Raw genomic sequence first — 21,998 nt, forward strand, 5'->3', positions numbered from 1 at the left:
TGAATCATAGCCAAGTTTTTATACTTTGAAAAATATCACAGTTAAAGATATATTTTGAATATAAAAAAAGACAACCAAATGACCGGTTGTCTTTTTTGTAATTAAAACATCTCTCGAACATTTAAATTACCTGTTGCTCCCTGAGGCAGAAAAACCACTTTTCGTTTGATGCTTTTGGCCTTTTCCAATGCTTTTAGAGCTTTTTGTCTTTCTATTTCTCTTGTCTGATGAGAAGTAATGTTTTCAGATTCAGTAGATAGTTTCATAATATGTTTGGTATTTGGTTTACGCTTAAGTGTTAAACTAATTTTGTACCAAATTATATGTGAAGGGCGTTGTGTGGTATTAAAATATTTTCAATAAGAAAAAGAGACCAATTTTAGACTCCTTTAGTACTATTATTGTTTTAATAAAAACTTATTACCTCGGTGTATGTTCTAGTAATGTTTGAATACCGTTTTTGAAGCGTCTGAACAGAATTTACATTCAGCCACTCGCTACCATTATATTCGGGAATTTATTATCGATTTTCAGAAATTACCAGATAAAATTTATTTAATCAGTTTGTTATAATTCTTGCGATAAACTTTAGCATCAAACTTATAAAACCTTGCCGCACGGTGCGAAACATTTTTCTCCATTTCATCCAAAGGAATGATGTAAGAAAAAGATGCTATTTTTTTATGGAAATTTTTGATATCAATCTTTTTCTCACTCAGTGCATTGTATAGCTGATACAATTGTCTGATGGTAAACTTTTTAGGAAGAAGCTCAAAAATAATCGAAAAATCGGTTTCAATCCATTTTCTGATCTCTTCTAAAGATTCAGTAATAATTTTATTATGATCAAAAGGCAGTGTAGGAACTTTATCGATCGTACACCAATCTACGGTATCATATTTTGCACTGTTGATCTTATGATCGATTTTACAAATTGAAAGGTAAGCCACCGTAATAATTCTTTCGATCTGCTGTTTATACTCCATTCCCATCCATTTTATATCATCTTCATTACTTGCTCTTTTGGGATCTGCATAACATTTAAACTGCTTCAGCACCATTTTTTTGATTCCGGTAAGCTCGGTTAAAACTCTTTGAGCCGCATCATCAACATCTTCATTACTCAAAATCAAACTTCCGGGTAATCTTTTTGATCTTTCTACAGGCATTTCATCAAGATATTTCTGAACCAGTAAGATATTCAGTCGATTTTCATGATCAAAACCAAAAACCACACAGTCTACGGAAACATAAGTCTGAATAAAATTAGAATTCATGGAGTTTGTTATTAAGTACAAAGATAGTAACCAAAAAATAGGACTGAGAAAAAATGGTTGAATTTTTAGAGAATTTAAATTTTATCAGAACCTGTTTTTTCAAAGAAATCCATAAATTTATTGACATGAAAAACTATCTATTTTTAGCTTTGGCAATACTCTGTGAATCTGTGGCAACATCATTTCTAAAAGCTTCTGAAGGTTTCACAAAACCATTGCAGACCATAATTTTTGTAGTTGCAATGTCTGCATCATTTTATCTTCTCACTCATGCTATAAAAGTTATTCCCATCGGAATCGCTTATGCAATCTGGTCTGCGGTAGGTATCGTTTTGATTTCTCTGGTGGGATATTTTGTTTACAAACAGACTTTGGATCTTCCTGCAATACTAGGAATTGCCCTGATTATTGTTGGAGTTATTATCATTAATGTTTTTTCGAAATCTGCGTCACATTAAAATATTTAAATAAAATAAGATTTAAAAAGGCATGAAAATAAAATTCATGCCTTTTCTTTATTGATATCTTGTGAAATGGTTTATTCTTCGATGACTTTTACAGTCCATAAAGAACCGTTTTTCGTCGTGAGTTTTTTCAGTTTTCCTTTTACGAAAAGGTCATCCAGTTTTTTTTCGCTTTCAATTTTATTTAAACCTGATAATTCAGCAAATTCTTTGGCTGTAAGCGACGGATATTTTTCAAACAGAGATTCCCAATTTTTCGAATACTCTTTCTTCTTGGCATTAGGAAACATTTTCAGCACTGCGGTTTCGTAGAAGGGATAAGGTTTTGTACCGTAAATCATTTCTTTATTTCCCGAATCATTCATGAAAAATATTGACGGAAATCCTCTTACTCCGTTTTCCTTTGCCAATTTTAAATCTTCATCAAAAAGTATCTTTCCACTCCCTTCAAAATCAGTTTTTAACTGGGTTACATCAAGTCCTACCCTTTCTGCAGCTGTTGCAATATGTTCCCATTTTGCAATATTTTTTTTATTCAGAAACAGCATTTCACGCATTTCTCTCATCAAAAGAACTGCTTTCTCTTTACTTTGAATCTGTGCTGCTTTAAAAGCTATTGAAGGAGGATAAGAAGAATCCAATGGATCTTCCAGCCATACATCGCCGTCAATAGGCATTTCGTAATGTAGACTTACTTCGTCCCAGTGATGCGCCACATCAGAAGGTTTACTTATTCCTCCACTGTTATAACTCCAGTCCGGAAGTAATCCTCCCATTCTGTAATCTATTTCAATATCGTTGCCGTATTCCAGTTTCAATTTTCTCAGTTGAGGCTCAATTCCCCAGCAAGACGAGCAGATAGGATCGGTAAAATAAACAATCTTCACGGGTTTATCAGATTTCTCGGATTTTATTTTTACGGTATCATTATTTTCCGGAACTCCACAAACACCTTCTGTCGGGTCACAAATAAGCGGATTATTAAGAGAATCTGTGGTCATTTTTTTTACATCTTTTGTTTGTCCTGAGCAATACAATGTATTTATCAATAAATAAACAATTATTGAGATTTTAATTTTCATCAGCTCAAATCGAAAAATCTTTTTTCATCATTTGTGTTTTTAAGAACGATGCCTAGTCGTTAATATTTACATATCGCTGCAAATTTAATTGGCAATTCGTAAAAAAACATCCTAAGTTTCCTTTTGGAAACTACTTTCCTCTATGAAACTGATATTAAATTTTTTACATTTGCAAATATCAATTTATCATAAGACAATGAAGAAAGAACCTGAATTTAACAATAATAGAATTTGTGAAAAAAGAATTTTGGCCATCAAAGATACCATGGAGATCCTTTCTGGGAAATGGAAATTTCATATTTTGGGTACTTTAATGTTGGGAGAGAAACTACGCTTTATGGATTTGGTAAGGGAAGTTGACGGGATCGGTTCAAAAATGCTTTCTAAAGAATTGCAGGATATGGAAATGAATCATTTAATCATTCGTACTGTTCTCAATACCAAACCTGTTACTGTTGAATATCAAATCACAGAACACGGCAAAACGCTGAGCTCTGTCATTGATGAAATCGCAAAATGGGGGATTGATTACAGGGCAAAATTCCATAAAAAAACCGAGCAGATTGATTGAATCTCTTCTGCAAGCAATTCAAAAATTTACTGTTTTAAAAATAAGATTTGAATCAGATTAATATTTATTATTTTTCCAGATAAATTTATTAATCTGGCTTATTTCACATTATTTTTGCAAACATAGTTAATGAATCATATGATCAATTTATACCGCAAAACGGCTATTATCGAAGGAATTTCCTATCTAATTTTACTTTTTATAGCCATGCCTATAAAATACATTTTCGATATTCCGGAACCTGTAAAATATTTTGGCTGGATTCACGGAGTTTTATTTTTGTTTTATATGGCTGTATTGATCATCGCTGCTGTGAATTACAAATGGAGTATCAAAAGAATTGTGATCTACGTTATAGGGTCTGTATTACCTTTTGTACCATTCATCTTAGATAAGAATTTAAAGAAGGAATATGCTCAAGCTAAATAAAAATGAGAGTATTTCTACTCCCATTTTTATATTTTTTTAAAAATTTTAGATTTACAATAAATTTCATTTTTTTAAAAGCATGTTAAAGAAAATTTCGCTTTAAGCTACCAAACTTTCAAATCATACGCCGCCTGCCAAAATTGAAATTCAAGACGTGAAGCGGTTACAAATGCTTCATTCATTCGGTTTCTTATTTCCAGGGTTGTATTTTCAGCAGCTTTATTGCAAATTTCGATTGCTGTTTTAACAGCATTGGCAAAATCTTCTCCTCCATACGTTTCAATCCAGCTTTGGAAAGGATTTTCTGATGTTTGTTCAAGATTTAAAATATAATCTCCTACTTCCTTATAAATCCAGAAACAAGGTAAAGTTGCAGCCATCGCTACTTCAACAGGTTCAAAAGCGGCCGTACTTTTTAAAAAATGAATATAGTGATGACAAACAGGCTCTAAAATTCCTTTGCCTGAAATTTCAAATTCTTTAAAATAAGATTCGTGCAAAGCATTTTCAACAACAATCGCATTTTCGGCAAATCTCATATAAGTCAAGGCATCTTCAACCTGATGAGCCTTGCTGCCGATCATTGCCAAAGCTCTTCCGAAATGCTCAAGATACAATGAATCCTGCGCAATGTAAAACTGAAACTTTTCTTTTTCTAAGCTCCCATCTGATAATTCTTTAATAAAAGGCATTTCGATGATATCGTTGTAAATATTGTCAATAGATTTCCAGGCATTTTCAGACCAATTCATTTTTGATAAGTTTTTGAGGATTAAAAAAGTGATTTAAAGGGCCGTTTCCTTTTCCGGTCTGCACATCGCTTCCTTTAAGAACTGCTTCAGAAACATAATACTGAGCAAAAGCTACCGCTTCATCCATCGATTTTCCACGGGCTATAAAAGAAGCAATCGCAGATGATAATGTACAACCCGATCCGTGTGTGTTTTTGGTGTCAACTTTTTCAGATTTGAAAGTCTGATAATCGTTTTGATCATTATACAAAAGGGAGGTAATCATTTCTGTTTCCAGATGACCGCCTTTCAATAAGATATTTTTACAACCTAATTCTTTTATTCGCTCTCCTGCAATTTTCATATCATCCAAATTTTTCACCTCCATCTTTGCTAAAATCGCTGCTTCATCCATATTCGGAGTAATGATATCTGAAATTGGGAATAATTTTTCAATAATGGTTTCAATCGTCTTTTCCTCGATCAACCGATGTCCACTTGTTGCCACCATTACAGGATCGAATACAATCGGTACTTTTTTATATTTGGCTAAAGTTTTTACAATCGTTTCAACCAGTTCCGGAGTATGAACCATCCCGATTTTAATGGCATCAGGAAAAATATCGTCTAAAATTGCTTCAATTTGTTCCGAAACCGCTTCTACAGGTATCGGGAAAATATTTCTTACGCCTTGCGTATTTTGTACAGGCAAAGCAGTCAAAACCGAAGTTGCATAACAACCCAAAGCCGAAATAGTTTTTATATCAGCCTGAATTCCTGCTCCGCCGCTTCCGTCGAAACCCGCAATGGTAAGAACGGATGGATATTTGTATTTTTTCATTTTAAGATTTCATTTTTTAGATTAAAAGCTGCTTTTTGAGGATTTTCGGCACTGCAAATTTCTGATACAACTGCTATACAATCTGCTCCCGCCTCCATGACTGATTTTGCATTTTTAAAATGAATATTTCCGATAGCAACTAAAGGTTTTTCGGTCAATTGCCTGATTTTCATTAAACCTTCCAATCCCCATTCCGTAACGGTATCTGTCTTAGTATCTGTTCTGAAAACAGGACTGATTCCTAAATAATCTGAAATAACTGTCTCCCAATTTTCTAATTGTTCCAAATACTCAATTGAATAGCCAATTATCCTATTTTGAAAAGAATTTTCTCTTAAAACTGTTGGTTGGGTGTCATTATTTCCGACATGAATTCCGAAAGCATCAATTTCTTTGGCAACAAACGCATTATCATTGATGATTAAAGGAATTCCGTGCTTGTCAGTAATTTCTTTCAGACGAATTGCTTTTTCAAGAAAATCTAGATCAGAAGCATTTTTCTCACGCAACTGAATGAGGTCTACTCCACCTAAAATTGCCTGTTCGGCAACATCCAAAAAATTTCTTCCTTTACAGTCTGTTTCTGAAATCACAAGGTATAATTGATAAGGAAAAGATTGAATCAGACTCATTTTTTAGAAACTTTTACATTTTCGAAAAATTCCTGTTCGGAAATATTATAAAGCTTATCTAAAATATTCATCTGAAGACTTCCCGGGCCTGCCGAAATTTTTTCAGCCAATTCTCCTGCAATTCCTAAAAGCACCATCGCAGCAACTGTTGATTCTGTTTTATTCTCAGCAATTGAAGCAAAAGCTCCGACAATAGCCGAAGCCGAACAACCCAATCCTGTTACTTTTGTCATAAGCGGATGTCCGTTTTCAACGAAGTACATTTCTTTATCATCGATGATAATATCTGTAGCTCCCGAAATACAGACTACAGACTGAAAGTTTTCAACAAGATATTTTGCGGCGGTAATCGCTTCATTACTTTCCGCTGTACTGTCGACTCCTTTTGTAATGGTTTTATTGGCTTTGGCTAAAGCGATAATTTCTGAAGCATTACCTCTGATCACAGTTGGTTTAAACTCTAAAAGCTTTGATAAAATTTCATCTCTAAAAGCTGTTGCTCCCGCTCCGACAGGATCTAAAACCCACATTTTTTTGGTTTGATGAGCTTCTTCTGCAACAATTAGCATAGAGTCAGACCAATATTCATCAAGTGTTCCGATATTAATGACTACAGCATTTGAAATAGAAACCATATCCTTTATTTCAGATTTTGCATGAGACATAATAGGCGATGCTCCTACTGCTAAAAGTGCATTGGCGGTGTTATTCATGACCACAAAATTGGTGATATTATGAACAAGCGGTGACTGATTTTTTACAGATTGAATGTAATTCCAAAGATTATTTTCCATTAAATTTATTTTATAAAAATGCTTTAGGAAAACAAAACAGAATAAAGAAAGAAAAACATCAAAGACCAATGTTTTCTTGCTTTTCCCTACGTCGGTGTAAGCCGTATCAGGTTCAAAGGGACTCTCTCAATTCTTTTCAGAATACCCCTAAAGCTTACAACAAAGATACAAATGTTTTAGAATTAAATCTTAAAATTATCCCTACTACATCTCAAATTTTATAATGGTTGAGCTTTTTCTCACACCCTTTTTAATATATGATTAACATCAGGAAATACCTTTTCTATTCATAGTTTTTGTATGTTAGCATTGGAAAATATAATTTATAAGTCTCAATTCAGAGATATTCACCATTATCAAATCCAATAAAATGACTGAAGAACAAAAAATTAAAGTAAGAGAACTCAATAACCAGATTATACAAAATAAAAATTACAGATTCAATTCCTGGCTTCCTGTTCTGGAAGATCCCAATACAAGAAGTTTAGAAGAAATAAAAGGCAGAATGTCTGTAATGAATGCCCTGATTAATATTTCTTTTGAAGCACCAATAAGCTACATCAGAAAATGGATTGAAAAACACAATCTCACCTCTCATCTTTCTAATTGGGAAAATGAAATTTTACTAAAAGATAATGAAGAATTAACAGATTACGAGCTCAATTCTCTACGTTGGTATCTTGAAGGACTCTGGGCTTTGATGTGGGCAACAAAAATGATTGCTGATCTTGACGAAAACCAATGGTATGGCGAAAATATGGCTATAATGCTACCCAATCTTGAGCAGGAAGAAAGCAATGAAAAAATCGATCAGTTGTCTGAACTGAGAACTGATGATGAAATTTATAATATGCTTGATCTTTACTACCGTTTTCATTGGTATTGCGTAGATGAGAGAATAAAAGGCGTAGAAGCCAAAATCAATGAAGGGCTGGTTTACGAGAGAAGAAAAGCTCTGGAATGGCTCATGAATAAAGAATCTGATTGGGATGATATTGAAATGGGAACGTAAAGAATATTTAATATTCATTAAACAATAAATCTACCACAAGCTCGTTGTTTAGGCAATTGTAAGATTTTTATTTCTCAGATTTATGATTAAAAATCAATATTCAGAATTTATTTTGTCATTCATTTAAAATAAAAACTTTCATCACTATTAAAAAATAAACTAAAAAATTGATACACAAAACATCCTTAAAAGCCGCAACCACTATCGCTGCGGTATGTTTCAGCGCAGTCGTTTTTGCACAGCAGAAATATTCGGTCAGCGGAACGGTAAAAGATCAAAAAAATGGTGAATTACTGATCGGTGTCGCCGTAAAGGTTGCGGAAGATCCTACCATTTCTGTTATTGCCAACGAATACGGATTTTACTCGCTTTCGCTTCCTAAAGGTTCATATACTTTGGTTGTTTCAAATCCCGGATTCAAAGATTTTCAGCAAATCGTGAATGTTGAAGATGATGTTAAGCTGAATCTTAAGCTCAGTCAGGAAAACGGAGAAAGGGTAAAAGAAATTGATGAAGTGGTAATTTCTGCCGTGAAAAAAGACAAAAATCTCACATCTGCACAAATGGGAACCGAGACTCTGAGCATTAAGCAGATTGATAAACTTCCCGTTCTGTTTGGTGAAAAAGATGTGATGAAAACCATTCAGCTTTTACCCGGAATTAAAAGTAACGGTGAGGGAAGCAGCGGTTTTTCTGTAAGAGGTGGTGCGACCGATCAGAATTTGATTTTACTGGATGAAGCAGCAGTTTATAATGCATCGCATTTACTTGGATTCTTCAGTACCTTCAACAGCGATGCTTTGAAAGATGTGAGTATCATCAAAGGAAACAGTCCGGCTCAGTATGGCGGTCGACTTTCATCAGTTTTAGATGTGAAAATGAAAGACGGAAACAATAAAGATTACAACGTCAACGGCGGAATCGGATTAATCAGCAGCAGATTAAGCGTTGAAGGACCGATTCAGAAAGAAAAGTCTTCATTTATTGTTTCTGGAAGACGAACCTATGCGGATGTATTTTTAAAAGCAACCGATGATTTTAAGGACAGTAAATTATATTTTTATGATCTTAATTTAAAAGCCAATTATCAGATTAATGATAATAACCGTTTGTATTTATCGGGATATTTTGGAAGAGATGTTTTAGGTTTGGGTGATACATTTTCAACCGATTGGGGAAATACGACAGCAACTTTGCGTTGGAACAGCATTATCAACAACAAATTATTCTCCAACACGTCATTCATTTACAGCAACTACAATTATAATGTTGCGTTAAGCAGCAACAACAATACTTTCGGGCTAGATTCTGAAATTGAAGACTGGAATTTGAAACAAGATTTCTCCTGGTTTGCGGGAAATAAACATTCCGTTAAATTCGGTTTTCAGTCAATTTATCATACGATCACGCCAAGTAGCGCATCGGGAACAAGTGTGAGCAGTTTTCCTAGAAATCCGAGATATTCGTGGGAGAACGCCGTTTACATTAATGATGATTACAAAGCAACAGAAAAGTTAACCATTAACTACGGAGCAAGACTTTCAATGTTCAGTGTTTTAGGTGGCGATACTTTTAATACCTACCAAAATGGAGTTTTAACCGACTCTGAATTTTTAGAAAAAGGAAAATTTGGGAAAACATACGTGAATCTTGAACCGAGAATTACAGCGAATTACAGAATTAATGAAGTAAGCAGCGTGAAAGGAGGCTATTCCAGAAACACTCAGAATTTACACTTGTTAAGCAACAGCGGAAGCGGAAACCCGACCGACCAATGGATTGGAAGCAGCTATACTGTAAAACCAGAAATTGCTGACCAAGTCAGTGCAGGTTACAGCCGAAATTTCAACAACAATAATTACGAATTGAATGCTGAGATTTATTACAAATCAATGCAGAATCAGATCGATTACAAAAACGGGGCACAAATCTCTTTTGACACTGCCGCAGATGTAGAAAGCGAACTGTTATTTGGAAAAGGAAGAGCCTACGGTTTAGAATTAATCGCCAAAAAGAAAAACGGAAAACTGACGGGTTGGGTTTCTTATACTTTGTCTAAAACCGAAAGAAAAATTGAAGGAATTAATGATAATCAATGGTATAATGCAAGACAGGACAAAACGCACGACCTTTCTGTTGTCGCAACTTATCAGCTGAATCCGAAATGGTCTTTTTCAGGATTATTCCTTTACAGCACCGGAAATGCGGTGACTTTCCCTACCGGAAAATATGAACTGAACGGACAAACAGTTTTCCAGTACAGCAACAGAAATGCGGACAGAATGCCGGCTTATCACAGAATGGATTTGAGCGCAACCTATGAACCAATTTCTAACAAACGCTGGAAAGGTTCCTGGTCATTCGGGATTTATAATGTTTATGGAAGAGAAAATGCATACACCATTAATTTTGAAGACAATCCTGATAAACCGGGAACGACAAGAGCAATGCAGACTTCCCTATTCCGTTGGGTTCCGAATATAACGTATAACTTCAAATTTTAATCATGAAAAACATATTTTTAATCATACTGTCATTATTTTTAGTCACGTCTTGCGAAAAAGAAATCGATCTTGACCTGGAAGATCAAAGCGGAAATATTGTGATTGAAGGAAATGTAACCGATCAGGCTGGTCCGTATTATGTGAAGATCACAAAATCTGTTGCTTTTACAGAAGCCAATCAATATCCGGCAATAGAAAACGCACAGGTTATTCTGAGCGATAACACAGGACAAACCGAAACGCTGCAATATGTAGGAAACGGAACGTATCAGACTTCAACTTTTGTAGGGCAATCCGGCAGAACTTATACTTTAAAAATTCAGGCGGAAGGCAAGGAATATCTATCACAAAGTACAATGCCTGAAGCAGTTGCTTTTGATGATTTAGAACAGGATTCTTTTGTAGTTGGCGGAGAAACGAGCTACACACTTTTACCTGTTTTTACAGATCCTCAAGCTTTAGGAAATCGCTATTTATTTGTTTATACGGTAAATAATAATCCTAAAAAGTTTTTCTCTGAATTTTCTGATAACGTGAATAACGGAACGGCTAATCAAAGACCTTTGTTGTTACCCAATGATGATGGTGACAATCCGGATGATATTAAAGTAGTAGTCGGGGATGCTATTCATGTTGAAATGCAGTGCATCAATCAGAATGTTTATACATTTTATTCTGCCTTGCTTCAGCTTTCAGGAGGCGGTCCCGGAGGCGGAATTACCCCGGCCAATCCTCCAAGTAATATCAGTAACGGTGCATTGGGATACTTTTCTGCACATACAGTAAGAAAAAAGAGCATTGTTATTCAACAACAATAAAAAAATCACTTCAAGCTATTTTGTTTATACAGAATAGCTTTTTTTATGATCTGATTTAAAACAGTTTAAACCTAATAAAATAAGTATTAACACAATTTAACACAAAACCCATGTAACAAATATTCCCCCTATCGTGTCTTATGTGTACAAGGATAAACTATAAATGAAAAAACTATTAACACCAATCGCTTTAGTCATAGGAACTGCTGCGTTTTCGCAATTAAGCAAGGACACTGTAGAATCTAAGGAAAAAGAAATTGAAGCGGTAACTATTGTTGCTAAAAAACCCACAGTAGAATCTAAAGTAGACAGAACGGTTTTTAATGTAGCCAACAGTTCGATTGTAGCCGGAAACACGACCTGGGATGTTTTGCGAATGACCCCTTTGGTAAGTATAGATAATAATGATGCACTGAAAGCTGAAGGAGAATCTGTAACCGTCTATATCAACGACAGAAAATCTGTTTTTACCGGTAAAGAACTGAAAGAATATCTTCAGACCATTCCTGCAGATAATCTCATGAAAATAGAAGTTATTACAAGCCCTTCTGCAAGATACGAAGCATCCGGATCTGTCATCAATATTGTTTTGAAAAAACGTGACGATGAAGGTATGAAAGGCAGTATCACACTAAATAACAGACAAAATACTCAAAACTCACAGTACACGAATCTAAACCTAAATTATCATAAGAAAAAATTCACCCAGACCTTCGTCGGCAGTTACAGCGATAATACCTGGATACAGAGTAATTCTTTTTTATACACCATTTATAAAGACAATATTATAACTGAAGGTTCTACAAACAATGTCTGGAAAGCCAAAAATCCTTCGATCTCATCTACTTCAGAATATGAGCTTAACGATAAAAATACAGTTGGGGTAATTCTTGAGCTTTATCGTGGGACATCAAATAATTCTTCAGATTCTGAATCTTCACAGACTAAAAATGGTGAATTTGATTTTTTCCGAAATCAGGCTCAAAAATCATCTGCTGTAAACAGTACTTTGGGAACAAACTTTTTCTACAAATATTACGATAAGGAAAAGAACAGAATTTTAGATGTAAATCTAGGTACAAACTATAACGGAGAATCGGAGGATAGCTTTTTTCTTAGAAATACGATTTCGGCTACAAAAACAGACGTTCAGGAATTGGGCGTAATTTCTGATACTGAAATGCGTAATTATTATCTTAAAGTAGATTATACACAACCCTTAGGGAAATCCGGCGGAAATTTTGAAGTAGGTGGAAAAATAGATTTCAACAACAATATTATTCCCAATGAAATTTACGGTTCGCTTTCTAATGGACTGAGTAGTAAAGATGCTTTCCATTACGAAGATATGATTGGTTCTGTCTACGCTAATTATTCTAAAACATTTTTCGAAAAACTGGAAACCAGAGTTGGTCTTCGTTACGAATATATCGACTATAAAATGCGTCAGGATATTGCCGGAAACTCAAGAAGTGATTCTTACGGAAGGCTTTTGCCAAGTATTTTGGTTAAATATTCTTTCTCCGACAAATATGATTTAAGCCTTACGTACAACAAAAATATCTGGAGACCTTGGTATGCTGAGTTTAATCCTTTTCTGCTACCGACCAATGATGGTTTCTACACCAGAGGAAACATGGATCTCCTTCCAAACCCGAGCGACAGATTATACATGAAATTCGGATTTAAAAAGAAGTATTTTCTTTCTGCAAGATATGTATATACCAATCAGGATTACTGGTCAACCGATTTAATCGAAGGTGACAAAATCATCACCCAGGAAGCAAACTTTATCGGGAAAGTTCACAAATATTACCTATTTGCAAATACCAACCAAACCTTTTTAAAAAATAAACTGACCGTAAATTTAAGTTTCGGATGGAATTATATCGACAATAGTGATTTTAACCTGAAAAATGATCTTAAGAACGCTTCGGATTACATCAGCTTTTGGTCTGGTTCTACCAATTTATCTTACACCAATCTTTTCAATAAAAACATCAATCTGAGTGCATGGGTAGAAGTTTCTAATCAGAATAACGGAAATTCTGTGGCCAACAGAACCAACATCTTCCATAATATTTCTGCAACCAAGATTTTCCCAAAAACACAGATGGAATTCAGTTTACAGCTGATGAATATTTTTGGAAGACCAAATTTCGACTCTACGAGATTCAGCGAAACCAGCAGCAGAAGAACGTCAACAAGATCTGACTGGCATGGGTTTGCACTTACTTTTGTAAAACGTTTTGGAAATCAGAAAGTAAAAGAAAATACCAAAACCGATGTTGAAAAAAACAGCGGCGGTGCAAAATAAACAGTAGTTTTTTTTTATAATTGGGACGGATGGTGAGTAATTCATCATCCGTTTTTTATTTATAATCATAAAAAACAAATAAATCTTTTCAAAATTCTATTTATGGCATAAAATTAATAGTATATCTAGTAACTGAAAAACACCATAAGATGGAAAGTATCAAACAGACTAAAGAAGTAGTAGAATACTATTTAACTTTAAGTATAAAACAACAGTTTAATCTTGATCTGGATTTGAAAGATGAATTTATTTTAACAGAAAACCTGGTTTCTAAAAAACTAATCATTGCTCCCACATTTTCTGAAAAGATTTTGAACAATCCTGAAATAAAAGATTTTTTGCATGCATTGATAAGTGATATTAACAATGAAGATCAACCAAATATCGTTGTAAAATTAGAAAGTGAACCAATCAGAAATGTAGTTTAAAAATCACGAATCCCTTTTAAAACAGAAAGGGATTACTTATAACGATAAAATATCTTTGATTAGCCAAGATACTGAGCAACCTTATCTTCAAGATCAACCAAATTGAAAGGTTTTGCGACGTAATCATCTGCCTGAGCTTCTTTTGCGAGTGCAACAATATCATTATTTGCTGTCACGTAGATTACAGGTATATTTTTAAATTCTTCATGATTCTTTAAAAGCTGCGTAGCCTCTACCCCGCCAATTTTCGGAATCCAGTTATCCATAAGAATGACGTCCGGTTTAAAACTCGAAACTTTTTCGATGATGTCGTGAGATGTTTCTGAAATTTCGACCAGATACCCGTTTTCTTCAAAAATAATGGTAATTACTTCGAGGATTGCTCTATCATCATCGAAAATCAAAATTTTCTTTTTACTCATATCAGTTTATTTAACTTTATTTTAGTTTTATTTTTATAATTGATTGATATAATTTGCCAGATCTTCAGGCTTGATGATCCGGTCATAATCGATCTCTTCAACGGCTTGTTTCGGCATAAAATTCACTTCCGCAGTTTCGGGATCCTGAATCCAGACTCTGCCATTATTTTTTTTAATATAATAGAATCCTTCCACACCATCTGCATTGGCTCCTGAAAGCAAAATTCCTACCAGGTTTTCACCAAAAACTTCTGCAGCAGAACGGAATGTGACATCAATCGACGGTCTGGAATAATTCATCTTTTCTGAACTGTCGAGAGACATCGTTTTCTTATTTTCAAAAAGAAGATGATAATCAGCAGGAACAATGTACAGTTTACCATTTTCTATTTCACTTTTATCATCAATTTCTACTACTTCTGCTGAAATAAACTGCTGAAGCAGGGTTTGTAAAATATTCGTTGAATGTGCTTTTCTGTGCAATACCAATACAATCGGGAATTGTAAGTTTTCTTTTAAATTTTTAATCATCTCCAGAATGACCTGCAGACTTCCTGCAGATCCTCCGATCACTACCATTTCTGTATCTGTGTTCTCAGCTTGCATCATATAATTTTAGTTATGATCTAATTTCTTCCAGATTCTCTGATCATCGATCTGATGAAAATTTTTATCTAATTTAGAAAATCTTAGTGTTTCTTTCGCACCTAAAGCCAAAAAACCTAAATTTTCTAAACTATTATCGAATAAACGGAAAACTCTTTCCTGCAAACCACGATCAAAATAGATGAGAACATTCCGGCAAATAATCAACTGAAAACTGTTGAATGAACTGTCGGAAACCAGATTGTGCGTAGACAAAATAAGTTTTTCCTGAAGACTTTTGTCAAATTTAGCACTGTCATAATTGGCGGTATAATATTCCGAAAAATCTTTTTTACCACCCGACTCCATATAATTTTCGGAATAAAGTTTCATTTGCTGCAATGGGAAAACTCCGGCTCTGGCTGTTTCTAAAACGGATGGATTGAGATCTGTTCCGTAGATCAGAGATTTGTGATAAAGATTGGCTTCCTTCAGCAAAATCGCCATAGAATAAGCCTCTTCTCCGGTAGAACAGCCTGCAACCCAGATTCTGATCAATGGATAAGTTCCCAGCTGCGGCAATATTTTTTCTCTTAAAGTTTTGAAAAACTGCGGATCACGGAACATTTCTGTTACGTTCACGGTGATTTCTTCTATAAAACGTTTCAGATATTCAGGATCGTTCATTAAAGTATAACGAAGCTCGGCAAAACTTGTAAACCGGTCAATAAGACAAATACGGTTTACCCTTCGCTTAAACGAAGCACGGCTGTACTCCGAAAAATCGTAGCCATACATTTCGTAAACATCTTTGATAAGATATTCTACTTCTTCGTCTTTTACAATACTTGGTTCCAGCATTTAGAGAAGTTTTTCAATAGCGTTAATCAACTGATCCACATCAATTGGTTTCGATACATAATCATGAGCTCCTGCATCAATGCATTTCTGCCGGTCTTCCGGCATTGCCTGTGCCGTTACGGCAATAACGGGGATTTTATCTATACCCGGAGTTTGTTTGATAATTTTAATGGCTTCATATCCGTCCATTTCAGGCATCATCATATCCATTAAAACCACATCGAAATGATGATCGTTTTTCAGAATTTCAATAGCTTCCTGAGCCATTGTACAGCTTTCAATCTGATAACCGCGTGATTTCAGGGTAAGTTTCAGTGCAAATATATTACGTGGATCATCGTCCACAATTAAGACTTTCTTATTCATCAGAATTTTACTGTTAACTTTCATACAACCAAACACGAAGCAAAGACAACAGCTGATCGATATCTACAGGCTTTGAGATGTAATCTGAAGCTCCTGCATCAATACATTTCTGCCGGTCGCCAATCATCGCTTTAGCTGTAATGGCAATAATCGGAAGTCTTGCAAATTTCGGCATTTTTCTGATCTCTCTGATTGTTTCGTAGCCATCCATTTCAGGCATCATCATATCCATTAAAATAACATCTACATCCGGATTTTCTTTTATTTGCTGTAAGGCATGTTTCCCGTCCATCGCAACTACCGCTTCAACCTTATATTTTTCCAACGCTTTGGTTAAAGAGAAAATATTACGTGCATCATCATCGGTAATCAGAATTTTTTTACCGCTAAGAACTTCCGTTAATGAGCCTAAAGTTTTACTTCGTACATTTTCCAATGAACTGTTTTTTTCTTCCACCAAATGAAGGAACAAACCGACTTCATCTAAAATTCTCTGATAAGAATGAGCCGTTTTTACTACGATAGAATCTGCATATTGCTTAATTTTAAGCTCTTCAGACGTAGATAGATTTCTTTCTGTAAAAATAATAATCGGCAGGTTTTCCAGGCCTTCATAGCTTTTTATAGATTCTACAATCTGATATTCGTTGCCTTTTGAAGCTCCAATGTCAAGAATAACGCAGTCAACATGATCTGTTGTTAACGCTTTAACGCTGTCTAAAACATTATTTTCAACCGATAGAGAGATGTTGAAATTGCTCAGGAAATAAGACAATGCGCTTGCATGTTTTGCATTTTCTTCTACAATCAACACTTTTTGCGGACCTTTCTGTAAGGCTTCTTCAATCTTCCGGAAAACATCCGTCATCTGATCCAGAGCCACCGGTTTATTAATAAAATCAATCGCACCTTTCATAAGACTTTCTTTTTTCACATGCAGTACAGACATCATGTGAACCGGAATATGCTTGGTTTCGGGAGTTGATTTAAGTTCATCCATCACTTGCCAACCGTCTTTTACGGGAAGCTGAACATCGAGTAAAATTGCCTGTGGCTTGTATTGAAGCGCAGCAGAAAGACCGTGATCTCCCCTTACAACTACAATTCCTTTATAATTCTGCATTCTTGCATATTTCAGCAAGGCTTTTGCAAAATTGGTATCATCTTCTATAATTAAAATAATTTTGTCACCGTCGTTGATCTGATCTCTATCGTCATCAACGTTTTCAGGGATTTCCAATGTGTTGATGGTGTTATAATATTCGGTTTCACCATCATCAAGAATATTTTTGATTTCAGAAACATCTTCCCGGATGATTTCTACGAGATTTTGATCGGTTTCAATCGGCTCTATATTCGGAATTTCTTTTACAGGAATGATGAGACTGAATTCACTGCCTTCATTCACTTTACTTGTTAAGATTAATTCTCCGCCCAAAAGTCTTGCAATTTCACGGCTTATCGACAATCCTAAACCAGTTCCGCCAAATTTTCTCCGGGTAGAACCATCGGCTTGCTGAAAAGCTTCAAAAATAATTTTCTGCTTATCTTCTGCAATACCAATTCCGGTATCTTTTACCGAAAATATGATGAAATTTTTCTTTTTCGGATCTTCTTTAATATTTAAAGTGATATTTCCTTCCGTTGTAAATTTCAGTGCGTTTGACAATAAATTTCTCAGAACCTGATCAACTCTTAAACGGTCTGTTTTAATTGTTTTCTGAATCTCTTCTGCAATGTCTATGTTAAACTGAAGTTTCTTTTCCTGAAATACAGGGTTGAATAAATTTTTAAGATCCTTCACAATTTCATCGATTTCAACATCGTGATATTCTAAAGTCATCTTGCCGGATTCTATTTTGGCAAGATCCAAAATTTCATCAATTAAAGTCAGTAAACTGCTTCCGGAGCTTTGAATTACTTTTGCAGATTCCACCTGATCTTCGTTAAGGTTTTCCTCAGGATTTTCTGCCATCAATCTTGATAGAAGAAGAATAGAATTCAAAGGTGTTCTCAGCTCATGAGACATATTGGCAAGGAATTCAGATTTGTATTTTGTGCTTAATGCAAGTTCCTCAACTTTTTTCTGAATTTCATTATTACGCTCAGCAATAAGATGATTTTTATCTTCAAGTAGTCTTGAGCGTTCTTCCAGCTCTGCATTTGCCTGCATCAGTTCTTCCTGCTGAACTTTTAATTCTTCTTCAGAAGCCTGTAATTTCTGTGTCTGAGCTTCAAGTTCAGTATTTAGGTTTTCAAGTTCGGCATGCTGTACCTGTAGTTCTTCAGACTGAGCCTGGGTTTCTTCCAATAAATGCTGCTCTTTTTCACGACCTTTTGCTGCGTTCAGTGCCATACCGATATTTCTGGTGCATTCCATGAAATAATCAACTTTATCCTGATCGAAATTCGTTGTCGAGGCCAATTCTAAAACACCAATGGTGTGACCTCCGTAAAATATGGGAATTAAAAGTAATCCGTTAATTTTAAGCTTGCTGCTTGCAAAACTGACAACAAAATCCCCTTCTTTCAGGTCGTTATGAACCTGTTCTTTTTTATTCACAAACGTCTGACCGATCATTCCTTCTCCGATCTCGAACGTTTTTTTCATATTGTTTTCTAACCCGAAAGCTGCTGCCAGTTTAAGCCAGCCTTCATCAATTAGGTATAATGAGCCATTGATGCAACCCCCATACTCTATTAATTGTTTTAAAGATGCTTCCGAAACTTCTTTTACACTTTTATTTCCAACTAAAGATTCGTTTAATATTGCAAGACCTTTTTGTCTCCAGTCACTTTTATTGATCTGATCGAAAGATTTCTTAAGAGAATTTTTCATGTGATTCAGAGAATCTACAAGATCTCCAAGATCATCCTGTGCATCATCTGCCAAAGTCTGTGTATAATCGCCATTTGCGACACGGTTTGCAATTTTTTTGATCGCACTTACACGTCTGGATATTTCAATATCTTTTGTTCGTAGTGCTTTTTCTAGTTTTTCTCTGCGAACAAGATCATTTCTGAGTTTTAAATAGAAAAAAGCAGTTACTACAATTGCAGAAAGTGCAGAAAATACGATAAATACAACGGTTGTGTTTGATGATTTATTCAGGTCTTTGCTTTTAATCTCCAGCTGGCTTTCTTCGTTTTTCACAAAACTATTTACTACTTCACGACATTTATCCATGTAAGCTTTACTTTCCAGGATCTGCTGTTGAGACATTACAATGCCTTTTCGGCGGTTATCTACGTAGAATCTGAGATTGCCAATGCTTTTTTCTACATTTTGTTCTAGAATATTTAATAATTGCTGTTGTTTGGGATCTGAAACATCAAGACTTTTTGCCTGCTCTATCGCTTTTGAATATTCATTTAGACTTCGGTTATAGGGCTCAAGAAAACTTTCTCTTCCGGTAAGCTGGTATCCGCGGTTTCCGGTTTCTGCATCAAGAAGAGCAACCAAAACATCTTTTACAGCGGTTACTGCACGTCTGCTTTTGCCAACGCTTTCACGATGATTCATCTGATTCTGAATACTCAGATAGGAAGCAATTGAACTTGCAATAAGTATAACTAATGACAGACCTACGCCAAACTGCAGATTTCTTAGTATTTTTTTCGGCATAAAATTAATTTAAAGGTAAAGTGAAATAAAACGTAGAACCTTCATCTACAATACTGGAAACACCGATGCTTCCGTGATGCTGCTTAATGATTTCTGAACAGATGTACAAGCCAATCCCCATTCCCTGAAACTGCAGTGAAGATTCTTCTACACGATAAAATTTATGAAAAACTGACTCCTGTTTGTAGTCCGGAATACCAATTCCGAAATCGGTAACATTTACTTTTACTTCCTGCTCTTCTTCATCTACAAAAGTTGTGACAATCACCTGATTGTTCTGTGGTGAATATTTAATGGCATTCGTTAAAAAATTAATCAAAACCTGCTCGATACGGATTTCATCAAAAGGAATCAAAATTTCCGGAATAAATCCATGACGATCTATTTTCACGGTATTTTCGCCATGAGTCTGAAGAATGGTATCAATTGCGTTTTTAATTGTATTCTCAAGATTTGCAGGTTTTTTGTTGATCTTAAGCTTTCCGTTTTCGATTTTTGAAACATCAAGCAAATCAGTGATCAATGTATTCAGCTTTTCGATCTGATCATGTACTTTCACCATGAATCCTGCTTCAGCACTCTCCTTTTCAAGCTTCAGTTTACGGTCTAAAAGCTGAACATAAGCTTTAATACTCGTTAAGGGAGTTTTCAGCTCATGACTGGCAATACTTAGAAATTCGTCTTTTTCTTTTTCTACTTTTTTCTGATCATCAATGTCGGTAAATGTTCCCACCCAGTTTTTTATCCCAATTTCATCACGAACCGGTGTTACACGAAGAAGATGGTATCTGAAGTCACCGGATTTCCTGTTCTTTATTCTGACTTCCATTTCCAAAGCTTTACCTTTCTTTTTACAGCGGGCAAATTCTTCAGCAATATCAAAATCATCGGAATGGGTTTCCGGAAAAAGTGTATCTGAAACAGAATATTCATACCATTTCCCGTTTACAAAGTCTACAATTCCGTCCTGGTTTAGGGTAAATGCAATTTGAGGTAAAGACTCGAGCATCAGATGAAAATGATCAATCTGAGATTTCATCGTTACCTGAGATTCTCTTCTGCCTTTTACTTCAAGCTCAAGACTTTGCTGGGTTTTCTTCATAGCTATGCTCTGCTCCTGAAGATTGTAAAATGTTTTTACTTTCAGCAAAAGAATTTCGGGATCTACGGGTTTAGTCACATAATCCTTTCCTCCGGAAGCGTAGCCTTTGGTAATGAATTTTTTTTCTGTATTTACTGCAGACAAAAATATAATCGGGATTTCTTTTGTTTTGCTGTATCCTGCAAGAGTTTCTGCCACTTCGAACCCGTCCATCTCCGGCATTTGTACGTCTAAAATAATCAGTGCATAATCATTTTTTAAAGCTTTTCCTAATGCTTCCCTTCCTGACTCTGCGGTATCTACCTGAAAATCTTTAGATTCTAAAAGTTTTTTAAGTGAAAAGAGATTATTTTGGTTATCATCAACGATTAAAATCATGTCAATATAAAATCAATAATTTATAATAATTTAGGTTGTTTCAAAAATACTCACAATAATTCGATAAACAGTTATTTTTAAACCATTTTTATCATAATTGTAATTATTAATAACATATTTAAAAATTCACCTGAAAATATTTAAATAATCACAATCAGTAGAACAGTTTATTGAAGCAACATCGAGATCACTTTTCATTGAGGAATATAGGATTACATCGCCATTAATGTAAATATTGCAACCGAGCCTAAAACAGTAAAAAAACGATTATCGTTCATTTTTGTTTAAATTATTCTTCTTAACACAGAAAGCGATTTTTTTGTTCTGCGATGGCAATAATAATGCCATTTGAATTTTATTGAATATGATTTATTTTGGACATTAAGAAAATTCACAAATTTTATACAAATTATAACCATATTTCTTTATTAATATTTTTTTAATATTTATTAAAATTTAATTAAATCGATTATTTACCTGTTTTACAATAATTTAAATGCTATTTAGGGTTAAAATTTATGAATTCTTACCTATAATTTGTAAAAATTTCTACTTGTGCATTGCAAGACTGATTAAACAATATTAAATTTGTAAAACAAAAATTGCCTTAAACGGTAAAAAATACTAATAAAACCCGTAGTGCATTATAAAAAAAGTTATTCATGTTACAAAAATTTGTAAATTGTATTGACTACCAATCAAATACATTCATGAATAACCTAGATGCAATTTACGATTTTATTCTCACAAAATTGAGAG

Annotated in this window: 21 protein-coding genes and 1 riboswitch; of the genes, 8 read left to right on the plus strand and 13 right to left on the minus strand. The window is 34.7% G+C overall.

The window, feature by feature from the left end; all coding sequences use genetic code 11:
- Window positions 1-101 precede the first annotated feature (101 nt).
- Both BA768_RS21365 and BA768_RS18595 read right to left on the minus strand, forming a co-directional pair.
- Window positions 102-266, minus strand: a complete 165-nt coding sequence (locus BA768_RS21365) for a hypothetical protein (protein WP_165571754.1) — start codon at window positions 264-266, stop codon at window positions 102-104.
- A 285-nt stretch (window positions 267-551) separates the two neighbouring features.
- The gene (locus BA768_RS18595) at window positions 552-1,277 is read right to left on the minus strand and encodes an NUDIX hydrolase (protein ID WP_034673705.1); all 726 of its coding nucleotides are present in this window, start codon (window positions 1,275-1,277) and stop codon (window positions 552-554) included.
- Window positions 1,278-1,402: 125 nt separating this feature from the next.
- Between BA768_RS18595 and BA768_RS18600 the strand changes: the two genes are divergently transcribed.
- On the plus strand, window positions 1,403-1,735 hold the full coding sequence (locus BA768_RS18600; RefSeq protein ID WP_065721972.1) for a DMT family transporter: 333 nt from the start codon (window positions 1,403-1,405) through the stop codon (window positions 1,733-1,735).
- An 80-nt stretch (window positions 1,736-1,815) separates the two neighbouring features.
- On the opposite strand, the gene BA768_RS18605 is transcribed toward BA768_RS18600, so the two are convergent.
- Window positions 1,816-2,742 carry a ClpXP adapter SpxH family protein gene (locus tag BA768_RS18605; protein ID WP_065721973.1) on the minus strand — a complete coding sequence of 309 codons (927 nt, stop codon included), beginning with the start codon at window positions 2,740-2,742 and terminating at the stop codon, window positions 1,816-1,818.
- 277 nt (window positions 2,743-3,019) lie between these two features.
- On the opposite strand from BA768_RS18605, the gene BA768_RS18610 reads away from it, so the two are divergent.
- Window positions 3,020-3,394 carry a winged helix-turn-helix transcriptional regulator gene (locus BA768_RS18610; RefSeq protein WP_034673699.1) on the plus strand — a complete coding sequence of 125 codons (375 nt, stop codon included), beginning with the start codon at window positions 3,020-3,022 and terminating at the stop codon, window positions 3,392-3,394.
- Between the two features lie 129 nt (window positions 3,395-3,523).
- Window positions 3,524-3,823 carry a DUF3817 domain-containing protein gene (locus tag BA768_RS18615; protein ID WP_065721953.1) on the plus strand — a complete coding sequence of 100 codons (300 nt, stop codon included), beginning with the start codon at window positions 3,524-3,526 and terminating at the stop codon, window positions 3,821-3,823.
- Between the two features lie 104 nt (window positions 3,824-3,927).
- Here the strand turns inward: BA768_RS18615 and tenA are convergent, their stop codons facing one another.
- The 4 genes from tenA to thiM are packed head-to-tail and all read right to left on the minus strand — an operon-like array spanning window position 3,928 to window position 6,821.
- A complete protein-coding gene (tenA, locus tag BA768_RS18620; RefSeq protein WP_065721954.1) occupies window positions 3,928-4,575 on the minus strand; it encodes a thiaminase II in 648 nt (215 codons plus the stop codon).
- The gene (gene thiD / locus BA768_RS18625) at window positions 4,562-5,395 is read right to left on the minus strand and encodes a bifunctional hydroxymethylpyrimidine kinase/phosphomethylpyrimidine kinase (protein WP_065721955.1); all 834 of its coding nucleotides are present in this window, start codon (window positions 5,393-5,395) and stop codon (window positions 4,562-4,564) included. Before thiD ends, tenA begins: the two co-directional genes overlap by 14 nt.
- Window positions 5,392-6,027, minus strand: a complete 636-nt coding sequence (thiE, locus tag BA768_RS18630; RefSeq protein WP_065721956.1) for a thiamine phosphate synthase — start codon at window positions 6,025-6,027, stop codon at window positions 5,392-5,394. The genes thiD and thiE overlap by 4 nt, the downstream gene beginning before the upstream one ends.
- Window positions 6,024-6,821, minus strand: a complete 798-nt coding sequence (gene thiM, locus BA768_RS18635) for a hydroxyethylthiazole kinase (RefSeq protein WP_065721957.1) — start codon at window positions 6,819-6,821, stop codon at window positions 6,024-6,026. The genes thiE and thiM overlap by 4 nt, the downstream gene beginning before the upstream one ends.
- Before the next feature lie 66 nt (window positions 6,822-6,887).
- Window positions 6,888-6,980, minus strand: a riboswitch (TPP riboswitch).
- Between the two features lie 211 nt (window positions 6,981-7,191).
- Here thiM and BA768_RS18640 point away from each other — a divergent pair.
- From BA768_RS18640 to BA768_RS18660, 5 genes are all read left to right on the plus strand, one after another.
- Window positions 7,192-7,833, plus strand: a complete 642-nt coding sequence (locus tag BA768_RS18640) for a DUF4272 domain-containing protein (RefSeq protein ID WP_065721958.1) — start codon at window positions 7,192-7,194, stop codon at window positions 7,831-7,833.
- A 167-nt stretch (window positions 7,834-8,000) separates the two neighbouring features.
- Window positions 8,001-10,337, plus strand: coding sequence for a TonB-dependent receptor (locus tag BA768_RS18645; RefSeq protein ID WP_228388501.1), 2,337 nt, complete (start codon window positions 8,001-8,003; stop codon window positions 10,335-10,337).
- A gap of 2 nt (window positions 10,338-10,339) precedes the next feature.
- On the plus strand, window positions 10,340-11,155 hold the full coding sequence (locus tag BA768_RS18650; protein ID WP_065721959.1) for a DUF4249 domain-containing protein: 816 nt from the start codon (window positions 10,340-10,342) through the stop codon (window positions 11,153-11,155).
- Between the two features lie 163 nt (window positions 11,156-11,318).
- The gene (locus tag BA768_RS18655; RefSeq protein WP_065721960.1) at window positions 11,319-13,472 is read left to right on the plus strand and encodes an outer membrane beta-barrel protein; all 2,154 of its coding nucleotides are present in this window, start codon (window positions 11,319-11,321) and stop codon (window positions 13,470-13,472) included.
- Between the two features lie 149 nt (window positions 13,473-13,621).
- Complete coding sequence (locus tag BA768_RS18660; protein ID WP_034673685.1) at window positions 13,622-13,900, plus strand: hypothetical protein; 279 nt, start codon at window positions 13,622-13,624, stop codon at window positions 13,898-13,900.
- Window positions 13,901-13,959: 59 nt separating this feature from the next.
- Here the strand turns inward: BA768_RS18660 and BA768_RS18665 are convergent, their stop codons facing one another.
- Genes BA768_RS18665 through BA768_RS18690 form a run of 6 tightly spaced genes read right to left on the minus strand, consistent with a single transcriptional unit; the run spans window position 13,960 to window position 21,239 of the window.
- The gene (locus BA768_RS18665; RefSeq protein WP_065721961.1) at window positions 13,960-14,322 is read right to left on the minus strand and encodes a response regulator; all 363 of its coding nucleotides are present in this window, start codon (window positions 14,320-14,322) and stop codon (window positions 13,960-13,962) included.
- Between the two features lie 33 nt (window positions 14,323-14,355).
- A complete protein-coding gene (locus tag BA768_RS18670; RefSeq protein ID WP_065721975.1) occupies window positions 14,356-14,928 on the minus strand; it encodes a chemotaxis protein CheB in 573 nt (190 codons plus the stop codon).
- 9 nt (window positions 14,929-14,937) lie between these two features.
- Window positions 14,938-15,768 carry a CheR family methyltransferase gene (locus tag BA768_RS18675; RefSeq protein WP_034673680.1) on the minus strand — a complete coding sequence of 277 codons (831 nt, stop codon included), beginning with the start codon at window positions 15,766-15,768 and terminating at the stop codon, window positions 14,938-14,940.
- Window positions 15,769-16,134 (minus strand): response regulator, encoded by a 366-nt coding sequence (locus BA768_RS18680; protein WP_034677015.1) that lies wholly within the window; start codon window positions 16,132-16,134, stop codon window positions 15,769-15,771.
- A 13-nt stretch (window positions 16,135-16,147) separates the two neighbouring features.
- A complete protein-coding gene (locus BA768_RS18685) occupies window positions 16,148-19,759 on the minus strand; it encodes a response regulator (protein WP_065721962.1) in 3,612 nt (1,203 codons plus the stop codon).
- A gap of 4 nt (window positions 19,760-19,763) precedes the next feature.
- Window positions 19,764-21,239, minus strand: coding sequence for a response regulator (locus BA768_RS18690; RefSeq protein WP_034673675.1), 1,476 nt, complete (start codon window positions 21,237-21,239; stop codon window positions 19,764-19,766).
- Window positions 21,240-21,998: the final 759 nt, after the last annotated feature.

It is taken from the genome of Chryseobacterium sp. CBo1 (assembly GCF_001693475.1).
GTDB classification, from domain to species: domain Bacteria; phylum Bacteroidota; class Bacteroidia; order Flavobacteriales; family Weeksellaceae; genus Chryseobacterium; species Chryseobacterium formosense.